Annotated in this window: 20 protein-coding genes; all 20 read left to right on the forward strand. The window is 46.8% G+C overall.

All coding sequences use genetic code 11. From position 1 onward, the window contains the following. Positions 1–184: 184 nt before the first annotated feature. The 20 genes from MKX80_RS09305 (at position 185) to MKX80_RS09400 (ending at position 21,042) form a co-directional block, all read left to right on the forward strand. Positions 185–1,099, forward strand: a complete 915-nt coding sequence (locus MKX80_RS09305; protein ID WP_234113195.1) for a polysaccharide deacetylase family protein — start codon at positions 185–187, stop codon at positions 1,097–1,099. 36 nt (positions 1,100–1,135) lie between these two features. Next, positions 1,136–2,365 carry a pitrilysin family protein gene (locus MKX80_RS09310; RefSeq protein WP_154997426.1) on the forward strand — a complete coding sequence of 410 codons (1,230 nt, stop codon included), beginning with the start codon at positions 1,136–1,138 and terminating at the stop codon, positions 2,363–2,365. Positions 2,366–2,449: 84 nt separating this feature from the next. Further along, entirely contained in the window at positions 2,450–2,710 is a 261-nt protein-coding gene (locus MKX80_RS09315; RefSeq protein WP_043926410.1) for a YlmC/YmxH family sporulation protein, read from the forward strand. A 143-nt stretch (positions 2,711–2,853) separates the two neighbouring features. Continuing rightward, positions 2,854–3,753, forward strand: coding sequence for a dipicolinic acid synthetase subunit A (gene dpaA / locus MKX80_RS09320; RefSeq protein WP_154997422.1), 900 nt, complete (start codon positions 2,854–2,856; stop codon positions 3,751–3,753). Continuing rightward, positions 3,750–4,343, forward strand: a complete 594-nt coding sequence (gene dpaB, locus MKX80_RS09325) for a dipicolinate synthase subunit B (protein WP_094777404.1) — start codon at positions 3,750–3,752, stop codon at positions 4,341–4,343. Before dpaA ends, dpaB begins: the two co-directional genes overlap by 4 nt. A 107-nt stretch (positions 4,344–4,450) precedes the next feature. Beyond that, on the forward strand, positions 4,451–5,491 hold the full coding sequence (gene asd / locus MKX80_RS09330; protein ID WP_154997419.1) for an aspartate-semialdehyde dehydrogenase: 1,041 nt from the start codon (positions 4,451–4,453) through the stop codon (positions 5,489–5,491). Between the two features lie 90 nt (positions 5,492–5,581). Further along, the gene (gene dapG / locus MKX80_RS09335) at positions 5,582–6,796 is read left to right on the forward strand and encodes an aspartate kinase (RefSeq protein WP_154997416.1); all 1,215 of its coding nucleotides are present in this window, start codon (positions 5,582–5,584) and stop codon (positions 6,794–6,796) included. 30 nt (positions 6,797–6,826) lie between these two features. Then, complete coding sequence (gene dapA / locus MKX80_RS09340; RefSeq protein WP_154997413.1) at positions 6,827–7,696, forward strand: 4-hydroxy-tetrahydrodipicolinate synthase; 870 nt, start codon at positions 6,827–6,829, stop codon at positions 7,694–7,696. Between the two features lie 147 nt (positions 7,697–7,843). Next, the gene (gene rnjB / locus MKX80_RS09345) at positions 7,844–9,508 is read left to right on the forward strand and encodes a ribonuclease J2 (RefSeq protein WP_154997410.1); all 1,665 of its coding nucleotides are present in this window, start codon (positions 7,844–7,846) and stop codon (positions 9,506–9,508) included. 102 nt (positions 9,509–9,610) lie between these two features. Next, complete coding sequence (locus MKX80_RS09350; protein WP_154997406.1) at positions 9,611–10,357, forward strand: ClpP family protease; 747 nt, start codon at positions 9,611–9,613, stop codon at positions 10,355–10,357. Continuing rightward, positions 10,354–10,569, forward strand: coding sequence for a YlzJ-like family protein (locus tag MKX80_RS09355; RefSeq protein ID WP_003181904.1), 216 nt, complete (start codon positions 10,354–10,356; stop codon positions 10,567–10,569). Before MKX80_RS09350 ends, MKX80_RS09355 begins: the two co-directional genes overlap by 4 nt. A 119-nt stretch (positions 10,570–10,688) precedes the next feature. Beyond that, entirely contained in the window at positions 10,689–13,031 is a 2,343-nt protein-coding gene (locus tag MKX80_RS09360; protein ID WP_154997404.1) for a DNA translocase FtsK, read from the forward strand. Positions 13,032–13,162: 131 nt separating this feature from the next. Further along, entirely contained in the window at positions 13,163–13,888 is a 726-nt protein-coding gene (locus tag MKX80_RS09365) for a GntR family transcriptional regulator (protein ID WP_003181905.1), read from the forward strand. A gap of 138 nt (positions 13,889–14,026) precedes the next feature. After that, positions 14,027–15,232 carry an MFS transporter gene (locus MKX80_RS09370; protein ID WP_186807211.1) on the forward strand — a complete coding sequence of 402 codons (1,206 nt, stop codon included), beginning with the start codon at positions 14,027–14,029 and terminating at the stop codon, positions 15,230–15,232. A gap of 141 nt (positions 15,233–15,373) precedes the next feature. Then, complete coding sequence (locus MKX80_RS09375) at positions 15,374–16,654, forward strand: pitrilysin family protein (RefSeq protein WP_154997398.1); 1,281 nt, start codon at positions 15,374–15,376, stop codon at positions 16,652–16,654. Then, positions 16,651–17,937, forward strand: coding sequence for a pitrilysin family protein (locus MKX80_RS09380; RefSeq protein ID WP_154997395.1), 1,287 nt, complete (start codon positions 16,651–16,653; stop codon positions 17,935–17,937). The genes MKX80_RS09375 and MKX80_RS09380 overlap by 4 nt, the downstream gene beginning before the upstream one ends. A gap of 86 nt (positions 17,938–18,023) precedes the next feature. Then, positions 18,024–18,755 (forward strand): SDR family oxidoreductase, encoded by a 732-nt coding sequence (locus MKX80_RS09385; protein ID WP_154997392.1) that lies wholly within the window; start codon positions 18,024–18,026, stop codon positions 18,753–18,755. 70 nt (positions 18,756–18,825) lie between these two features. Next, a complete protein-coding gene (locus MKX80_RS09390; RefSeq protein ID WP_006638104.1) occupies positions 18,826–19,083 on the forward strand; it encodes a DUF3243 domain-containing protein in 258 nt (85 codons plus the stop codon). Positions 19,084–19,330: 247 nt separating this feature from the next. Next, positions 19,331–20,122 (forward strand): YmfK family protein, encoded by a 792-nt coding sequence (locus MKX80_RS09395; protein WP_003181917.1) that lies wholly within the window; start codon positions 19,331–19,333, stop codon positions 20,120–20,122. A gap of 17 nt (positions 20,123–20,139) precedes the next feature. Beyond that, a complete protein-coding gene (locus MKX80_RS09400; protein WP_043926424.1) occupies positions 20,140–21,042 on the forward strand; it encodes a RodZ domain-containing protein in 903 nt (300 codons plus the stop codon). The last annotated feature ends 43 nt before the right edge of the window (positions 21,043–21,085 follow it).

Here is a 21,085-nt window from a genome sequence, read left to right on the forward strand (position 1 = left end):
TCTATCTTGCTTCTGTCTTCGTCTTCAAAGCAAAAGGAAGCCTGGGTAACCCGGCTTCTTTGTTTTAAGCCGTGAAAACGGTCCGGTTCTATCTTGTCCTTTTCTCACATATTTTGTGGGGAAGGGAGGAATACAATTGAAAAGAACGATTGTTCGTGTTTCCGTTTTTTTCTTTCTTTTGCTGATGTCCTATCAGATGATGAACCGTCCGTATTCACAACATTACATAGATGCGATGAAAAAAGACGCGGTCACGGTTGCCGCTCAAAAGGATGAATTGTACCAGGAGCTTTTGCAAAAAGCGCCTGAATATGAAGTGAAGGCCCAGAATGCGAAAATTGATCACATATGGAAAGCGATGCCCGGCTATAACGGCTTAAAAGTAAACATCGAAAAATCGTACAAAAAAATGAAACGGGCAGGTGCATTTGATGAGAAGCTGCTCGTTTATGACCAAGTGAAACCTGACGTTCATTTGGAATCCTTAAAGCCTGAGCCGATCTACCGCGGACATCCGGATAAACCGATGGTATCGTTTATTATCAATGTCGCTTGGGGTAATGAATATTTAGAAGAGATGCTTCCCGTTTTGCAAAAGCATCGTGTCAAAGCCACCTTTTTTCTAGAGGGCAGATGGGTGAAACAGCACCCCGATCTGGCAAAGGCCATACAAAACGGCGGGCATGAAATCGGAAACCATTCATACAATCATCCGGATATGAGCAAACTGACGAGAGAACGTATTTCAGAACAGCTGCGGATGACAAATGAACAAATCGATGAAACGCTCGGCGTCAAGCCGAAGTGGTTCGCCCCGCCGAGCGGCAGCTTCCGCAAAGAGGTTGTGGATCAGGCTCACAAGATGGGGATGGGAACGATCATGTGGACAGTTGATACGATCGATTGGCAGAAACCGCAGCCGGCCGTCTTACAGCAACGGGTATTAAGCAAAGTACATAACGGCGCCATGATATTAATGCATCCGACAGATCCAACTGCAAAAAGTCTTGCCGTTTTGATACAGAACCTGCATGAAAAAGGCTATCAAATCGGAACTGTTTCACAGCTGATGAATGAAAAAAGGCTTGTTGAAGAATAGGATGTGCGGCCCGTTCTTTGAATAGGAGGAACAAATTTGATTAAACGGTATACTTGTCAAAATGGGGTAAGAATCGTATTCGAAAACAATCCCACTGTCAGGTCTGTGGCCATCGGAGTTTGGATTGGAACCGGATCAAGACATGAAACACCTGAAATTAACGGTATTTCGCACTTTCTTGAGCACATGTTTTTCAAGGGGACAAAAACGCGCACTGCAAGGGACATCGCAGAGTCTTTTGACAGAATCGGCGGACAGGTCAACGCGTTTACCTCAAAGGAATATACGTGCTACTACGCCAAAGTTCTCGATGAGCATGCAAGCTATGCTCTGGAAGTGCTTTCTGACATGTTCTTTCATTCATCATTTGACGAAGAAGAATTGAAAAAAGAGAAAAATGTCGTCTATGAAGAGATTAAAATGTATGAGGACACGCCTGATGACATCGTCCACGATCTCTTGAGCAAAGCGTCATACGGCAGCCATTCCCTCGGTTATCCGATCCTCGGCACAGAGGACACGCTTGCTGAATTTGACGGAGATTCGCTCAGAAAGTATATGGACGAATATTACACGCCTGACCGCGTCGTCATTTCGATAGCCGGAAATGTGCCGGAAGCTTTTATAAAAGAAGCTGAAAAGCATTTCGGCTCATATGAAGCCAAAGGCAAAAGAACCGGCATGACAAAACCGGATTTTCACCATGAGAAAATGACGCGCAAAAAAGAAACCGAACAGGCTCACCTCTGCCTCGGCTTCAACGGGCTGGAAGCAGGCCACCCGGAAATCTACGATTTGATCGTTCTCAATAATATTTTGGGAGGAAGCATGAGCAGCCGCCTCTTTCAGGATGTCCGCGAAGATAAAGGTCTTGCATATTCCGTGTTCAGCTACCACACTTCCTATGAAGACAGCGGCATGATGACCATCTACGCCGGAACCGGCGCAAATCAGCTTCAGCTCCTGTCAGAAACGATTCATGAAACACTGCGAGTGCTGAAAAGCGACGGTATTACACCGAAAGAGCTTGAAAACAGCAAAGAGCAAATGAAAGGCAGCCTGATGCTCAGTCTCGAAAGCACAAACAGCAAAATGAGCCGCAACGGCAAAAATGAGCTTTTGCTCGGTAAACACCGGACGCTTGATGAAATCATCGAAAAGTTGAATGCCGTCAGCCTAGAGCGTGTGAACAATCTTGCCAACCGGATTTTCACAGATGATTACTCATCTGCATTAATCAGCCCGTCGGGTGAGCTGCCGAAATAACGTCTCCTTTACACATGCTTGTCTTTTTAGGCAGGCATGTTTTTTGTTATCGGTTCATACATCATAACAAAAGGGGGTTTTTTCATGAGGCTGAGTGAACTTTCGGGAAAAGAAATCGTCGATGTAAAGCGGGCCGAACGGCTCGGCGTACTGGGTCAGACAGATCTTGAGATCAATGAGCAGGACGGACAGATTACGGCTCTTATCATCCCTTCTGTTAAATGGTTCGGACTTGGCAGAAAGCAGGGGAATGACATCAAGGTGCCCTGGTCGCAGATTCAAAAAATCGGATCGGATATGATCATTTTGGATGTTCCGGAAAGCAGCGTGACAAAAGATGAGTAAGAAAGGCTGGAACACCCGCCCGTCCCATGGGGCGGGCTTTTTGTTTTTCTGGATTTCAATTCACCGCTATTTCCTTTTTGTCATATGATGAAATTAGCTTATGAATTAGATCCTTGTCAAAAAAGAAGGTGAATGTTAGAGCCATGTTAACCGGATTGACGATTGCAATCATCGGCGGCGATGCAAGGCAGCTCGAGATCATCCGCAAGCTGACAGAACAGGATGCAAAGGTCTTTTTAATCGGTTTTGACCAGCTTGATCACGGGTTTACCGGAGCTACAAAACTAAAGCTGAACGAACTTGACTTTGGCACAATAGACAGCATTATTCTGCCTGTATCAGGCACATCGATGGAAGGAACGGTTGCGACTGTTTTTTCCAACGAAAAAGTGGTGTTAAAACAGGAACATTTAGAAAAAACCCAGCCTCACTGTGCGATTTATTCAGGGATTTCTAACCAGTATTTAGACGGGATGGCCAAAGGGGCGAACCGTCGCCTTGTCAAGCTCTTTGAAAGAGACGATATTGCGATTTACAACTCGATACCTACAGTCGAAGGTGCCATTATGATGGCCATACAGCATACAGACTTTACGATTCACGGCTCGAATGTGATGGTTCTCGGGCTCGGGCGGACGGGAATGAGTATCAGCCGGACGTTCTCGGCGCTCGGCGCACGCGTAAAAGTCGGAGCGCGCGACTCCGCCCACCTCGCCAGAATCATGGAGATGGGCCTCACTCCTTTCCACACAAACGAACTTGCAGAGCATGTTGAAAATATCGACATTTGCATCAATACCATTCCAAGCCTGATTCTCAATAAACATGTCCTCTCACGAATGACACCCAGAACATTAATTCTCGATTTAGCAACCCGTCCAGGAGGCACTGATTTTGATTTTGCCGAAAAGCAAGGCATTAAAGCGCTGCTTGCTCCAGGACTTCCCGGGATCGTCGCGCCTAAAACGGCGGGACAGATCATTGCCAACGTTTTGTGCAACCTTTTGTCTGAATTAACAACTGACCGAAAGGGGCTGTCATAATGTCGATCAAAGGAAAAAGAATCGGATTTGGCCTGACGGGTTCACATTGCACGTATGATGCCGTATTTCCGCAAATTGAAGCGCTGATCAACAAAGGAGCTGAAGTGAGACCGGTCGTCACGCATACTGTCAAGTCGACGGACACACGCTTTGGAGAAGGGGAAGAATGGGTCAGAAGAATAGAAGAACTGACTGGATTTAAAGTCATTGATTCCATTCCGAAAGCGGAGCCTCTCGGACCGAAAACACCGCTGGACTGCATGGTTGTTGCGCCACTGACGGGAAATTCGATGAGCAAGCTCGCAAACGCCCAGACGGACAGTCCGGTTCTCATGGCTGCCAAGGCGACGATGAGAAACTCCCGCCCCGTCGTTCTCGGCATTTCAACGAATGACGCGCTCGGCTTGAACGGCGTCAACTTGATGAGGCTGATGGCGGCAAAAAACGTTTACTTTATTCCGTTCGGCCAGGATGATCCTTACAAAAAGCCGAATTCACTCGTCGCCAAAATGGATCTTTTAGTGCCGGCGGTCGAAGAAGCCCTCTCCCATAAACAAATGCAGCCCATCCTGGTCCATAATGATCAATAAATCTTAAAAAATATCAATCACCCCGGCACACATCTATGTTAAAATAAAATGTAAAATGCATAGTCAACCAATCGTTTACGACGATTAGGGTGGAAGGAGTTTTACAATTGGGCAGAGGATTACATGTAGCAGTAGTTGGTGCGACAGGCGCTGTAGGACAGCAAATGTTAAAAACACTAGAAGACAGGAATTTTGAACTGGATAAACTGACTTTATTATCCTCAAAACGTTCAGCAGGTACGAAGCTGACTTTCAAAGGCGAAGAGTACACTGTAGAAGAAGCTCGTCCAGAGAGCTTTGAAGGCGTCAACATCGCGCTTTTCAGCGCCGGGGGAAGCGTTTCGCAGGCGCTTGCTCACGAGGCTGTCAAACGCGGGGCGATCGTCATTGACAACACGAGCGCGTTCCGGATGGACCAAAACACTCCGCTCGTCGTACCTGAGGTCAATGAGGAAGATTTGCACAAGCACAACGGGATTATTGCAAATCCGAACTGTTCAACAATCCAGATGGTTGTTGCGCTCGAACCGATCCGCAAGGCTTGCGGTTTAAACAAAATCATCGTGTCGACTTATCAGGCGGTGTCGGGAGCCGGAAACGAAGCAGTAAAAGAGCTCTACGGGCAAACCGAAGCCATTTTGAACGACAAACCGTTCGAGCCTGAGATCATGCCGGTGAAGAGTGATGAAAAACACTACCAAATCGCATTTAACGCTATTCCTCAAATCGATAAATTCCAGGAAAACGGCTTTACGTTTGAGGAAATGAAAATGATAAATGAAACGAAAAAAATCATGCACATGCCTGAGCTTCAAGTTTCAGCCACATGTGTCAGACTGCCGATTGCAACAGGGCATTCAGAATCCGTCTACATCGAAACAGACCGTGATGATGTAACAGCAGAAGATATTAAAAACCTGTTAAAAGAAGCTCCAGGCGTCGTTCTGCAGGATGATCCGGCTGAACAGGTCTATCCGATGCCTGCAGATGCAGTAGGGAAAAGAGACGTGTTTGTCGGCCGGGTGAGAAAAGACCTTGACCGCCCGAACGGTTTCCATCTGTGGATCGTTTCCGACAACCTGCTGAAAGGCGCGGCATGGAATTCCGTACAAATCGCAGAAAGCCTAAAAGCTTTAAAATTAGTTTAAGATTTCTAACGGGATGTGAGAAGAGAGTGAGGCAAAAATGAAAGCCTGCTCTCTTCTGTTACGTCCGAAATCAACTTGGAGTGAAATAAAGTGAAAATCATCGTTCAAAAATTCGGCGGAACGTCTGTAAAAGATGACCGCGGCAGAAAGCTTGCCTTAAACCATATTCAGGAAGCGGTCAATGAAGGATACAAAGCGGTTGTCGTCGTATCGGCCATGGGCCGGAAAGGCGATCCGTATGCGACTGATTCATTGCTTGATCTGCTTTACGGCGGACAGGATACAATTACCGAGCGCGAGCAGGATATGCTTTTATCATGCGGAGAAACGATTTCCTCTGTTGTGTTCGCCAGCATGCTTTTGGAAAACGGGATTAAAGCAGCTGCTTTAACCGGTGCGCAAGCGGGCTTTTTAACGGACAACAACCATACGAATGCAAAAATTCTCGAAATGAAGCCGGAGCGGCTTGTCAGCATGCTGGCCGACCATGATGCGGTCGTCGTCGCAGGCTTCCAAGGCGCGACTGCAAAAGGGGACATCACAACAATCGGCCGCGGCGGAAGCGATACATCGGCCGCTGCACTTGGCGCGGCACTGGACGCGGAATTTATCGATATTTATACAGATGTCGAAGGCGTCATGACCGCTGATCCGCGCATCGTTGAAAAAGCAAAGCCGCTGCCTGTGATTACCTATACAGAAATCTGTAATTTAGCCTACCAGGGGGCAAAGGTAATCCACCCGAGAGCCGTTGAAATTGCAATGCAGGCGAAAGTGCCGATCCGCGTGCGTTCAACCTATTCAAACGAGACAGGTACACTCGTCACAAGCCACCACAACTCAAAAGCCGGAAGCGACGTTTTTGAGCGGCTCATCACAGGCATCGCCCATGTGAAAGACGTGACACAGTTTAAAGTCCCGGCAAAAGAAGGACAATATAACGTACAGACTGAAGTGTTTAAAGCGATGGCGAATGCCGGCATCAGCGTCGATTTCTTCAATATTACACCAAGTGAAATTGTCTACACGGTGGCTGGAAATATGACAGACCGCGCCCACAGCATCCTGAAGGAATTGGGCTATGAACCGGCCGTGACGAGAAATTGCGCGAAAGTGTCAGCGGTTGGCGCGGGAATTATGGGCGTTCCGGGCGTCACCTCAAAAATCGTTACCGCTTTATCAGAAAAAGGCATTCCGATCTTGCAGTCTGCTGACAGCCATACGACGATATGGGTGCTCGTGCACGAGAAAAATATGGCGACAGCCGTGAATGCGCTGCATGAAGTGTTTGAACTGTCAAAATAAATATGATTGAATCATGATGAGGTGAAAAAAATGAATTTCGGAAATATCGCAACCGCAATGGTTACGCCCTTTGACAAAAATGAAAATATCGATTTTCAAAAACTGTCAAAGCTGATCGATTATTTACTAAACAATGGGACCGATTCCCTGGTCGTTGCCGGAACAACCGGAGAATCGCCGACGCTTTCCGAAGAAGAAAAGATAGCGCTCATTCAGTACTCTGTCAAGGAAGCGGCAGGCCGTGCTCCGATCATCGCCGGCACGGGAAGCAACAACACGAAGGCATCGATCAAGCTGACGAAAAAAGCTGAAGAAGCCGGCGCTGACGCCGTCATGCTCGTCACTCCGTACTACAACAAGCCTTCTCAGGAAGGCATGTACCGCCATTTCAGAGCGATTGCCGAAGAAACGTCACTGCCTGTCATGCTTTATAATGTGCCGGGAAGAACGGCTGCTTCGCTCGCACCGGAAACGACGATCCGCCTTGCGGAGATCCCGAACATCATTGCCATTAAAGAAGCGAGCGGCGACCTAGATGCGATTACAAAAATCGTAGCTGAAACCCCTGAGGACTTTGCAGTTTATTCAGGAGATGACAGCCTGACACTACCGGCCCTGTCCGTGGGAGCGAGAGGAATCGTTTCCGTTGCATCACACATCGTCGGACCGGAAATGCAGGAAATGATCAAACATTATACGGAGGGGAACACGGCTCAGGCTGCTTTGATCCATCAAAAGCTGCTTCCGCTGATGAAAGGGCTTTTTGCCGCACCGAACCCGTCTCCATTAAAGACGGCTCTTCAGCTGAAGGGTCTTGACGTCGGGTCCGTCCGGCTCCCTTTGATTCCGCTAAATGAAGATGAACGACTCCGTTTAAGCAGCCTGATGAACGGCCTGTAAAAAACAATACGGACGAAAACGGTCATTCTCTTTTGGAGGGGATGACCGTTTGTCATATACATAATGGTTCTTGTTTTCTAAATTTAGATTCAGGTATAATAGGGACAAGTGATGATGGACGGGTACTTAGATTAGGAGGATTACAATTTGAAAAAAAATACAGAAAATATTAGAATCATCGCCTTAGGAGGCGTCGGAGAGATCGGAAAAAACCTTTACGTCATTGAAATCGATTCTGACATATTCGTGGTTGACGCCGGTCTCATGCATCCAGAAAATGAAATGCTGGGTATCGATGTGGTCATCCCTGACATTTCGTATTTAATTGAACGATCTGACCGCGTAAAGGCGATTTTTCTCACACACGGGCATGAGGAAAACATCGGCGGCGTATTTTACTGCCTGAACAAACTGTCTGTGCCTGTTTACGGAACGAAGCTGACGCTTGCCCTTTTAAAGGAAACGCTGAAGCAGTACGGTGTAAACAAGAAGCCCGATTTAAGAGAAATCCATTCAAAATCCGTTATTACATTTGAATCGACAAAGGTGTCATTCTTCAATACAAATCACAGCATCCCGGATTCCGTCGGTGTCAGCTTTAAAACATCCCTCGGATCCATCGTGTGCACAGGCGATTTTAAATTTGACCAGACACCTGTTTTAAACCAGACAAGCGACATCGGCGAAATTGCGAAAATCGGCAACAGCGGTGTGCTGTGCCTGCTTTCCGACAGTGCCAATGCCGAGAAACAGGGCTATACGCCTTCAGAAGCACTCGTCGGCGGAGAGATATCCGATGTGATGTACAATGCCGAAAACCGCGTGATAATTGCCGTGTTCGCGTCTAACTTTAACCGGATTCAGCAGGTCATTGATGCCGCGCTCCAAAACGGCAGGAAGCTTGCGGTTTCAGGAAAAAATATTTCGGCGATACTCCAGCTGGCGATGAAACTCGGGTATGTCACGGCAGATGAAGATCTGTTCATTCCTGTTCAAGAAGTCAAAAAGTATCCGAAAAGAGAAGTCGCGATTTTGACAGGGGACAACCATGGAGAGCCGCTCGCCGCATTGACGAGGATCGCTAAACAAGGGCATAAGCAGCTTGACATTGAGAAAGGGGATACCGTCCTAATCGCATCCTCCCCTATCCCGGGTCAGGAGCTTATTTACTCCAAAGCGGTCGACCTCTTAACGAGAGCGGGCGCCCAGGTCGTATTCGCACAAAAACGCGTCCATGTATCAGGCCACGGCTGTCAGGAAGAACTGAAGCTGATGCTCAACCTGCTGAAGCCGAAGTATTTAATCCCAGTAAACGGTGAATACAGAATGCAAAAAGCGCATGCCAAGCTTGCCGAAGAAATCGGCATGAAACGGAGCGACATTTTCCTGATTGAAAAAGGAGACGTCGTGGAATTCCGTGGACAAAACGTCAAAATCGGCGATAAAGTACATTCAGGCAATATTTTGATCGACGGACTCGGTGTCGGCGATATCGGCAACATCGTGCTCAGAGACCGCCGTCTTCTATCTCAGGACGGAATCTTAATCGTTGTGATTACCCTTGATAAAAAGAAAAAACATCTTGTTTCAGGACCCGAAATTATCACGAGAGGTTTTGTCTATGTCAGAGAATCTGAGCAGCTGATCGTTGAAGCGACAGAGCTTGTCAGGGAACTCGTCACCGAAAGCACAGAAAACGCCGTCGTCGAATGGTCCGCTCTAAAACAGACGATGCGTGACGCGTTAAACCAGTTCCTATACGAAAAAACGAAACGAAAACCAATGATCATTCCAATCATCATGGAAGTATAAAACCAAGAGACTCCTCTTGGTTTTTTTTCATGCCTTTTGCGTTGAATGAAAAAAACGCCATTGTCCATAATACAAAAGAAACTCGAGAAAGAGGTGAGCCAGATGGACACAAACCGGATACAAAACGGGGACAGCCAAGGGGAGCAGCCGGCTAAGCAAGACGCAAAAGACAGTCTCGTCAACAAAATCCAGCAGCTAGGCGAAACGACACTCCCGCAAATGGGGCAGGATACCAACATTCACTGCCTGACCATTATCGGCCAAATTGAAGGTCACGTACAGCTTCCTCCCCAAAACAAAACAACAAAGTATGAACATGTGATTCCCCAGATCGTTGCCGTAGAGCAGAATCCTAAAATCGAAGGGCTGCTCATCATCTTAAACACTGTTGGAGGAGACGTTGAAGCGGGCCTTGCGATTGCGGAAATGCTGGCGTCTCTGTCAAAGCCGACGGTCTCTATCGTTCTGGGCGGCGGACATTCAATCGGAGTTCCAATCGCAGTGTCCTGCGACCACAGCTATATCGCTGAAACAGCTACGATGACGATCCATCCGGTCAGACTGACAGGGCTTGTCATCGGTGTGCCGCAGACATTTGAGTATCTCGATAAAATGCAGGAAAGGGTCATCAATTTCGTGACAAGTCATTCCAACATATCGGAAGAAAAATTTAAAGAACTGATGTTTTCAAAAGGCAATTTGACCCGTGATATCGGGACGAATGTCGTAGGAAACGATGCGGTGAAATACGGATTAATCGATGAAACCGGCGGAGTCGGACAGGCGATTCAAAAGCTGAATCAATTAATCGAACAAAACAAGGGCGCCCAGGAAGGGATGATCCAATGATTTTGTATACGACAATGCCGCAGGAAATCGTGTTCGCAGGGCAGGCGGAAAACTCGAACTTAAAACAGATCGATGTAAACGGCGTGCCCCTTTTAGTCGAAATGAACGGAGAGGAAGCAAGGGTCGTTCAGGTTCTCAGCACGAACCCGATGGATTTTTTAAAACAAGAAACAGCACCGGGGCAGACGCTTAAACTGACATTTTATAAATAGCTGAAGTGTCACAAGGATAAATATGCTATAATAGGGGAATCCAGAGGAAAATCGCAGCCGAAAAAAGGCTGCTTTCTCTTTGTTTTTACATTTTTTAACACGCAGTAAGGTGATGGAACATGGCAAAAAGAAAACGAAAATCAACAAAGAAGCAAAAACAAGGAAAAAAACGGATCCATCTTAAATTTGAATTGTACGGATTAATCTGTATAGCCATCTCGATTATTGCGGTTTTGCAGCTTGGCGTAGCAGGGCAAACGTTCATTTACATGTTCCGCTTTTTCGCCGGTGAATGGTTCATCCTTTGCCTTCTCGGCCTCTTTTTAACGGGCCTGTCTTTATTTTGGAAGAAGAAAACACCAAGTTTTTTGACGAGGAGAAAAGCGGGCCTTTACTGCATCATCGCAAGCATGCTGCTTCTTTCCCATGTCCAGCTGTTTCAGCATTTGACTGAAAGAGGAATGGTTCAGTCTCCGAGCGTGATTCAAAATACGTGGGAGCTGTTTTTAATGGATGTAAAAGGCGAGACAGGATCACCTGATCTTGGAGGCGGAATGATCGGAGCCCTTTTATTCGCGGCTTCATACTTTCTGTTTGCATCCGCAGGGTCTAAAATCATCGCCGTCTTCCTGATCTTGATCGGCCTTCTTTTGATTACGGACCGTTCGCTTCAGGAGACGCTGATCAAATGGATGACCCCGGTCGCGTCCTTCATTAAAAACCAGTGGCAAGCCTTTTTAGCAGACCTTAAACAAATGAAAAGCAGCTCGCCTAAAAAGAAATCAGGAAAAAAACAGAAGGTGCAGAGAAAACCGAAAGTGTCTGAAGAGCCTTTACAAGAAGCGGAGCTTGATCCAGATCCGGTTATTCAATCAGAACCGATTATTTCAAGCTTTTCCGACCGCGATGAAAAGCCCGAAGTTCAAGCGTACGAAGCTCCGGCGCCTGCCGAGCATCCTTCTGAGCCTGAAACCGGTGAGGAGATGAAGGCCTCCGGCGCGCCCGAGATCACGTTTACAGAGCTTGAAAATAAGGATTATCAGCTTCCGTCGATTCAATTGCTTGATGATCCGAAGCACACAGGGCAGCAGGCGGATAAAAAGAATATTTACGATAATGCCAGGAAGCTGGAAAAGACGTTTCAAAGCTTCGGAGTTAAGGCGAAAGTCACCCAGGTTCATCTCGGTCCGGCCGTAACGAAATATGAAGTCTATCCTGATGTGGGCGTCAAAGTCAGCAAAATTGTCAACTTAAGTGACGACTTGGCTCTTGCGCTCGCGGCCAAAGATATCCGCATCGAAGCTCCGATTCCCGGAAAATCGGCGATTGGAATCGAAGTGCCGAATGCGGAAGTCGCGATGGTTTCCTTGAAGGAAGTGCTCGAATCGAAACTGAATGACCGGCCGGATGCAAAGCTGATGATCGGCCTCGGCCGCAACATTTCCGGAGAAGCGGTATTGGCAGAACTCAACAAAATGCCCCATCTTCTTGTTGCAGGAGCGACAGGAAGCGGGAAAAGCGTATGTGTCAATGGGATCATTACAAGCATTTTGATGAGGGCAAAGCCCCATGAAGTGAAGATGATGATGATTGACCCGAAAATGGTCGAGCTCAACGTTTACAACGGGATTCCGCATTTGCTAGCACCCGTCGTGACTGATCCGAAAAAAGCATCGCAAGCTTTGAAGAAAGTCGTCAACGAAATGGAGCGGCGCTATGAATTGTTTTCTCACACGGGAACGAGAAATATCGAAGGGTACAACGACTATATTAAACGGATGAATGCCGCAGAAGAAGCAAAGCAGCCGGAGCTTCCATACATCATTGTGATTGTGGACGAGCTTGCCGACTTGATGATGGTCGCTTCCTCTGATGTAGAAGACTCGATCACAAGGCTTTCGCAAATGGCCAGGGCGGCGGGAATCCATCTGATCATCGCGACGCAGCGGCCTTCAGTCGATGTCATTACAGGGGTCATTAAAGCCAATATTCCGTCAAGGATCGCTTTCAGCGTATCGTCGCAGACCGACTCCAGGACGATTCTAGATATGGGAGGCGCTGAAAAACTTCTCGGCAGAGGGGACATGCTGTTTCTGCCTGTCGGCGCCAACAAACCGCTCCGCGTTCAAGGAGCCTTCCTGTCAGACGAAGAAGTTGAAAAAGTTGTCGATCACGTCATCAGCCAGCAAAAGGCCCAATACCAAGAAGAAATGATTCCAGAAGAGACGCAGGAAACGGTCAGCGAAGTGACAGACGACCTTTACGACGAAGCGGTCGCACTTGTCGTCAGCATGCAGACGGCTTCCGTGTCGATGCTGCAAAGGAGATTCCGTGTCGGCTATACAAGAGCGGCGCGGCTTATCGATGCCATGGAAGAGCGGGGGATCGTCGGCCCTTATGAAGGATCAAAACCCCGTGAAGTCCTCTTGTCAAAAGAGCAATACGAAGAACTCTCTTCTTGAGAAGAGAGTTCTTGTTTGACATAATTTCATTATGTAAACTAAAAACATCTGTTTATTTATTTGACAAAACATGATATAGTTATCCTCAATTAAAGGTAATTTGAATCTGATCTGTCAGACGGAGGGAAAACATGTCGATAAAAGCTGACAATCAACGGTTATGTTTAAAAGTGATTGATCGGATAAAAGATGATATTCAAAATGGGGTCTTTTGCGAGAATGAACGGCTCCCGTCTGAATTTGAGCTGTCAAAGATGCTTGGTGTGAGCAGAACGGCTTTGCGTGAAGCGCTTAGAATACTGGAAGAAGAAAACGTCATCATCAGAAGGCATGGGGTCGGACATTTTGTTAATGCCAGACCGTTATTTCTATCAGGTATTGAGCAGCTGAACAGCGTTACAAAAATGATCGAGCAGGCAAGCATGACGCCGGGAACCATTTTTATGTCCTCACAGGTTACCGCTCCGACCGAAGAAGATATGCTCCGGTTTCAATATGCTGAAGAAACGGAGATCTTTTTGCTTGAGCGGGTGAGAACGGCAAATGGAATGCCGGTTGTCTACTGCCTTGATAAAATACCTGTGGATATTCTCCCGGAAGGCTTTTCACACGAGCAGGAATCGATGTTTGAATGGCTTGAGAACAAATCCGGCGCCGTGATCAGCTACGCTGTTGCCGATATTGTGCCAATCGGGTATCACGACACCATTTCCCAAATCCTTGAATGCGATCCTGAAACGTCTTTGCTGCTGCTCAAACAGACTCATTATGACCAAAACGATAAGCCCGTTTTATATTCTTTAAACTATTTTCGGGCCGATAAATTCAGATTTCACGTCGTCAGAAAACGTTTTTGATATGCGGGCGCTCGATTAGGAGCGGCTGTTTTTTTTTGCCCGCCTTAGCGCCCATACATAAATAAGCCCGCATCATGGAACAATAACAGATGGAAATACTGATGAATTGGGTGAAAAAAGTTGAGCAGAAAAAAAGACATGAAAAGCATTTTTGCGCTGTCTTCGGTCCCGCTTGTGATGACGCTCGGCAATTCGATGCTGATTCCGGTTTTGCCGGTGATCGAAAAAAAATTAAACATTTCTTCGTTTCAAGTGTCGTTGATCATCACGGTATACTCAATTGTGGCGATAATATGCATCCCAATTACCGGCTATATGTCAGACCGGTTCGGAAGAAAAAAGATCATGCTCCCATGCCTTGTGATTGCGGGAGCTGGAGGAGCTCTAGCAGGTTTAGCTTCAACTTTTTTCAAAGATCCGTTTGCGATGATTTTAGCAGGGCGCGTCCTTCAAGGAATCGGCTCAGCCGGCGCAGCGCCGATCGTCATGCCGTTTATCGGTGACCTGTTCCAAAATGATGAAGAAATCAGCGCGGGACTCGGTGATATAGAGACGGCCAATACTGCCGGTAAAGTATTAAGCCCGATATTAGGGGCTTTTTTAGCATCTTGGGTTTGGTACATGCCGTTTTGGTTTATCCCGATCGTGTCTCTTGCAAGCTTTTTTCTCGTCTTGTTTTTTGTTCCCAAACCGAAGGACAAAGATGATGAAAAGCAAACATTAAAAAACTTTGCAAAAAACGTACAGGAAATTTTTAAACGGGAAGGACGGTGGCTTGTTTCCATTTTTATCATCGGCGGGATCATTATGTTTCTTTTATTCGGGGTTCTCTTCTACCTGTCGGATACTTTGGAGAAAAAGCATCAAATTGACGGGATTGCAAAAGGAGCGCTTCTCAGCATTCCGCTACTTTTCCTTTCCGTCAGTTCCTACCTTGCCGGGAAGCTGATCGGAAATGATAAGATCAGAATGAAGACCTGCGTGCTGATCGGCATGATCCTGCTGTCTCTGTCATTTGCCGGTTTGTGGTGGAACCACAGTTTTTACCCGTTATTTTTGTTCATGTCCATCGGCGGCATCGGCATCGGAATAGCGCTTCCTTCTTTGGATGCGCTGATTACCGAGGGAATTGAAAAAGAAGAGCGCGGCACGATATCTTCGTTTTACAACAGTATGCGGTTCATCGGTGTTGCGCTCGGACCGCCGGTTTTCGCTTATATGATGACAAATGCGGGGTGGCTGATTTTCATCGTATCGCTTTTGTGCGGTTTAGCCGCTTTAGCGCTTGTGCTGTTTAATATTGATCCGAAGGAAGACGAAAATGAAGCGGCAAAGACGGTGTAAATCTGCACCGTCTTTTTCATAAGGTTTTTTAGTTTCCTTAAATCTCCTCCAGTTGATATAATTACAACCATACAGCCCAAGCGCATATGCTGAAATGTGGTCATAATACATAATATAAACAAGGACGAAGGAGGTTCTAGTATGACATACCTTAACGAAATAAAAGGAAAGCACCGCGGATTGACAAGCCACATTGTCAAAACAGAAAAATTCAAAACCGTCTCGATTATTTTTAAAATGCTTGCTCCTTTAACAAAAGAAGATGTGACAGAGAGGGCGCTTATTCCGCATGTGCTTTTGCGGGGAACGAGCACCCGTCCCAAAACGGCCGAACTCAGAACGTATCTTGATGAACTTTACGGCACTTCCGTATCATGCGACCTCTCCAAAAAAGGGGAAATGCATGTTATTACATTCAGGCTCGATATCGCAAACGAAAAATTTTTAAAGGATCAGACACCGCTTCTGGAAAAAGGGCTCGAGCTTTTGTCAGAGATCATTTTTTCGCCGGCGCTTGAAGACGGGGCCTTTCTGCCGCTGTACGTATCTCAGGAAAAACGTACACTAAAGCAAAGAATACAGGCGGTATATAACGACAAAATGCGCTATTCAAATTTGAGGCTGATTCAGGTGATGTGCAAAGATGAGCCATACGCGCTTCACGTCAACGGTGAGCTTGATGATGTGGACGGCATCACGCCTCAAAGCCTGTATGAAGCTTATCAAAAAGCGGTCAGCGAAGACCAGCTCGACATTTATGTCGTTGGGGATGTGGATGAGCAGCAGGTGGATTCGTACATTTCCAAATACTTCGAAGCAAACGAGCGGGAGCTGAGACCTGTTCCCAAGCTTCAGCAAACCCGCACAAGGGAGCCTCAGGAAGTCGTCGAGGATGCTGATGTCAAGCAAGGTAAGCTGAACATGGGATTTCGGACGGGAACGCATTTTACGGATGATGATTATCCGGCGCTTCAGCTGTTTAACGGCTTGTTTGGCGGATTTTCACATTCAAAGCTGTTTATTAATGTCAGGGAAAAGGCCAGCCTTGCCTATTATGCGGCTTCCAGAATCGAAAGCTTTAAAGGGCTGTTGATGGTGATGTCGGGAATTGAAGTCGGCAATTATCAAAAAGCTGTCGACATCATCAAGGAGCAGTTTCAGGAAATGAAAAAAGGCAGCTTCACAGAAGAGGCGATCGACCAGACGAAAGCCGTCATTAAAAACCAGATTCTTGAAACGCTTGATACACCGTACGGTTTAGTCGAATTTATTTATCAGCAGGCTGCGGCCCAAACCGAATTTTCCCTGGAAGACTGGCTGGGACGAATCGACAATGTCACAAAAGACGACATCATCGAAGTCGGGAAGAAAATCGATTTGGATACAACGTACTTTCTCAAAGGGACGGAGGGAGCATCTTGACGAAAACGATCGAATTTGAACAGTTAAAGGAAACACTATATTACGAAAAAATGCCTGGCGGCCTTGATGTCTATGTTCTTCCGAAAGAAGGATTTAACAAGACATATGCGGTCTTTACGACAAAATACGGATCGATTGACAATCAGTTTGTCCCGCTCGGAAAAGAGGAAATGGTCCGCGTGCCTGACGGAATCGCACACTTTTTGGAGCATAAGCTCTTCGAAAAAGAAGACGGCGATGTTTTTCAGCAATTCAGCAGGCAGGGAGCTTCAGCAAATGCGTTTACCTCCTTCACAAGAACGGCCTACCTGTTTTCGAGCACGTCAAATGTGGAAGAAAACTTGGAAACGCTCGTCGATTTTGTGCAGGACCCTTACTTTACGGAAAAAACGGTTGAGAAGGAAAAAGGCATCATCGGACAGGAAATCAACATGTATGACGACAACCCCGACTGGCGCCTGTTTTTCGGCCTGATCGAAAACATGTACCAGGAGCACCCTGTCCGGATCGATATCGCGGGCACGATCGAAAGCATCTCACATATTACAAAAGACCTTTTGTACGAATGCTATGAGACGTTCTATCACCCGAGCAATATGCTGCTCTTTGTCGTCGGTCCGGTCGATCCCGAAGCGATCATTCGCCAGGTCCGCGAAAACCAGCAGAAAAAACCGTATACAGACCAGCCTGAAATTGTCCGCAAAGAAGTTAAGGAGCCTGGGGCCGTATTCAAAAAAGAACAGGAAATTAAAATGAATGTTCAAAGCTCAAAATGCCTCGTCGGTTTAAAAAGCGCTCATCCGATGAACACGGGAGAAGCCTTGCTGAAGCATGAGCTGACCATCAATCTCATCCTCGAGTGCCTGTTCGGCAAAAGCTCCAGCGATTATGAAAGAATTTATGAAAAAGGGTATATCGATGAGACATTCAGCTATGACTATACTGAAGAACACGGATTTGGCTTCGTCTCTGTCGGCGGCGATACGCCTGAGCCTGACAAGCTTGCCGAGGAGCTGAAACAAGTGCTGTTCAAAGCGAAAGAAACGATAACAGCCGAAAAGCTGGAACTGGCAAGAAAGAAAAAAATCGGCAATTTCCTAAAATCAATGAATTCGCCTGAGTACATCGCCAACCAGTTTACACGGTACGCTTTTCTGGAGACGAGTCTGTTTGATATCGTCACCGTACTCGAATCAATTACGCTTGAGGACGTTCACCGCGTCATCCAGGAAGAAATCGAGGAAGACAGGATCACCGTCTGCAAAGTCGTTCCAAAATCATAAAGCAAGGCCTGAAAGTTCAGCGTGTCAGGACATTTCCGATGCACGCTGAACCTTTCTTCTTTTTAACGGAAAGGTGGAAACATGGTATGACAAAACTCGCTCTTATCACCGGCGCAAGCGGCGGGATCGGGCAAAGCATCAGCGAAAAGCTGGCGCAAAACGGGTATGATCTTCTCCTCCATTACCATACAAATGAGAAGGCAGCCGCTGCACTTGCAGAAAGGCTGGCACATACATACGGCATTCACGCCGAAATCATTCACGGCGATCTGTCCGACCCCGGCGGCGCAAAAGCTGTTTCCGCTTCAATCGGCGGGCGGGCGCTTGACGGCATCGTCTTAAACAGCGGACAAAGCTTCCGCGGGCTTGTGACAGACATGTCCGATGAGGCTGTACAGGACATGGTGCAGCTCCATGTCTCAAGCCCGTTTTTATTGACGAGGAATCTGCTGCCGGCGATGATCAGGAAAAAATCCGGCGCCATTGTAGCCGTCAGCTCCATTTGGGGTGAAACAGGGGCGTCGTGCGAAGTTTTATACAGCATGACAAAAGGTGCACAAAATGTGTTTGTCAAAGCTCTTGCAAAAGAGCTTGCGCCTAGCGGCATCAGAGTCAACGCCGTTTCTCCGGGCGCTGTGAAAACAAAGATGATGAGCTCGTTTTCAAAAGAGGAAGAAGAGATGATCGCCGATGAGATTCCAATGGGAAGGCTTGCCGAAGCCGAAGAGGTTGCAGACGCCGTCCTGTTTCTGCTCTCGGCAAAGGCATCTTATATCACGGGTCAAATTTTGTCAGTTAATGGCGGCTGGCATTGTTAAAAACATGTATAGTTTACGGTCCCCCAGTTCATAATAAGGCTGTAACTTCAAGAGAATGGAGGGGCCTGATATGTCCGTACTGGATAATTGGGATCAGTGGAAAAACTTTTTGGGCGACCGTTTGAACTATGCCCAAGAAAAAGGAATGTCAAACGAAACCATCTCAGATCTCGCATATGAGATCGGCGATTATTTGGCTGGTGAGGTTGATTCAAAAAACCATCAAGAACGAGTGCTCGCAGACCTTTGGAGCGTGGCTTCCGAAGAAGAGCAGCGCGCCATTGCGAACGTGATGGTTAAGCTTGTTGAAAACAACAGCTCACATTAAGGAGAGAGTGTGTTCACTCTCTCTTTTTTATAGGCGCGGCTTTGTCAGCGGCAACGCTTTTGTTGTTTGCTTTTCGTCCCGACAGGGTAAACAGCATGCAGGCGCCGTTACAGCAGTTTTTTCCCGATTTTGGGAAACGGACGTTTTTCTTATTTAATCACAACATTCTGCTTTCTAATTGAGACAAAATGCTTTATGATAAAGGAAGGTAAATTTTTGCCACGATGATGGGTAGGGAGGTTATCATTTGGCAAAGCTCGAATGGTACTTAGAATATGAAATCCAAGTCAACCGTCCCGGACTTCTGGGAGATATATCCTCTTTATTGGGGATGCTTTCAATTAATATTGTGACCATTAACGGCGTCGATACTCAAAGAAGAGGCCTCTTGTTAAAATGCCGTCATATAGATCAGATCAAGCGACTGGAATCGATTCTGAACACGATGGATACGATTAAAGTGACGAAGCTCCGCGAGCCGAAGCTTCGCGACCGTCTCGCTGTAAGGCACGGCCGCTATATCCAGCGGGATGCAGACGATAAAAAAACGTTCAGGTTTGAACGCGACGAGCTCGGCCTGCTTGTCGATTTTATGGCTGAACTGTTTAAAAAAGACGGGCACAAGCTGATCGGGATCAGGGGAATGCCCCGCGTCGGCAAGACGGAATCAATTGTTGCTTCAAGCGTCTGTGCGAGCAAAAGGTGGCTTTTTGTTTCTTCTACACTGCTGAAGCAAACGATCAGAAGCCAGCTTATTGCTGATGAATACAGTCCGGAGAATGTTTTCATTTTGGACGGTATTGTGTCGACGAGAAGGGGATCTGAACGCCATTTGCAGCTCGTCAGTGAGATCATGCGGCTGCCGGCGACCAAAGTTGTCGAGCATCCGGACATTTTCGTGCAAAATACGGAATATACGATGGACGATTTTGATTACATCATCGAATTGCGTAACAGCCCCGATGAGGTGATTACATATGAACATGCTGAAGAACCGCAGATGTTTGACCATTCGGGTTTTTCCGGCTTTGATTTTTAAAATGGAAGGTGTTTGTTGTGACTGAACTAGGAAATCGGCTGAAAGAAGCCAGAGAGGAAAAAGGGATGTCATTGGACGACCTTCAGGCGGCCACAAAGATCCAAAAAAGGTATTTAACGGCCCTTGAAGAAGGAAACTATGATATCATTCCGGGGAAATTTTATGTGAGGGCTTTTATCAAGCAGTATGCCGAAGCTGTCGGCCTCGACTCGGAGCTCTTGTTTGAAGAGTTTAAAAAAGATATCCCTAATTCTTACAATGATGAGGTTTCTGAGAAGCTTTCTTCAATCAAGCCGCAGAGGGAGCTGCCCAAGTCCGCCTCAAAAGCGCTTGAACTTTTGCCTACTCTGCTTGTGGCAGCCGGCGTTATCGTTGTGATCGCGATCATTTACGTCATCGTTCAGGCTGTAAACGGCGGAGGGAATCAGCAGGCTGAAGAGCCTAAGACAGAGGAATCGCAAAGCAAGTATGACGTCTCGAAAGATTCCCCTCTGACAAAGGAAAATCAACAGAACACGGATGCGCAGAAAGACAGCGCTGAAGACGACAAAGAAAAAAAGGATCAGCAGTCTGATGAGAACGACAAGCTGACCATTAAAGCGACCGCAAGCGAAGGCTCTTCCACAACCTATGAAGTATCAGGATCCGACAAGCTGGAGCTTGAAGTAAAGGCAAACGAAAACTCATGGGTCAGGGTGCGTGACGAGAAAGGGAGCTCTCTTAAAGAAGGAATGATGAAAAAAGGAGAAACCTTTCAAAAGAATATCACCGATCAATCGCAAATTGATTTACGGATCGGATATGCGCCGGGCGTTGAAATTAAAATCAACGGAGAAGTTCTTTCTTACAAGCTCGATCCTAAGACTGTGATGACACAAAACATAACGATTCAAAATAAAAAGGAGGAAAAGTCATCTTAATTGCACAGATGACTTTTTCTTGCGTTCATCATCATTAGTAAAA

The organism is Bacillus sp. FSL K6-0972 (genome assembly GCF_037976035.1).
Taxonomy (GTDB): Bacteria; Bacillota; Bacilli; order Bacillales; family Bacillaceae; genus Bacillus; species Bacillus haynesii.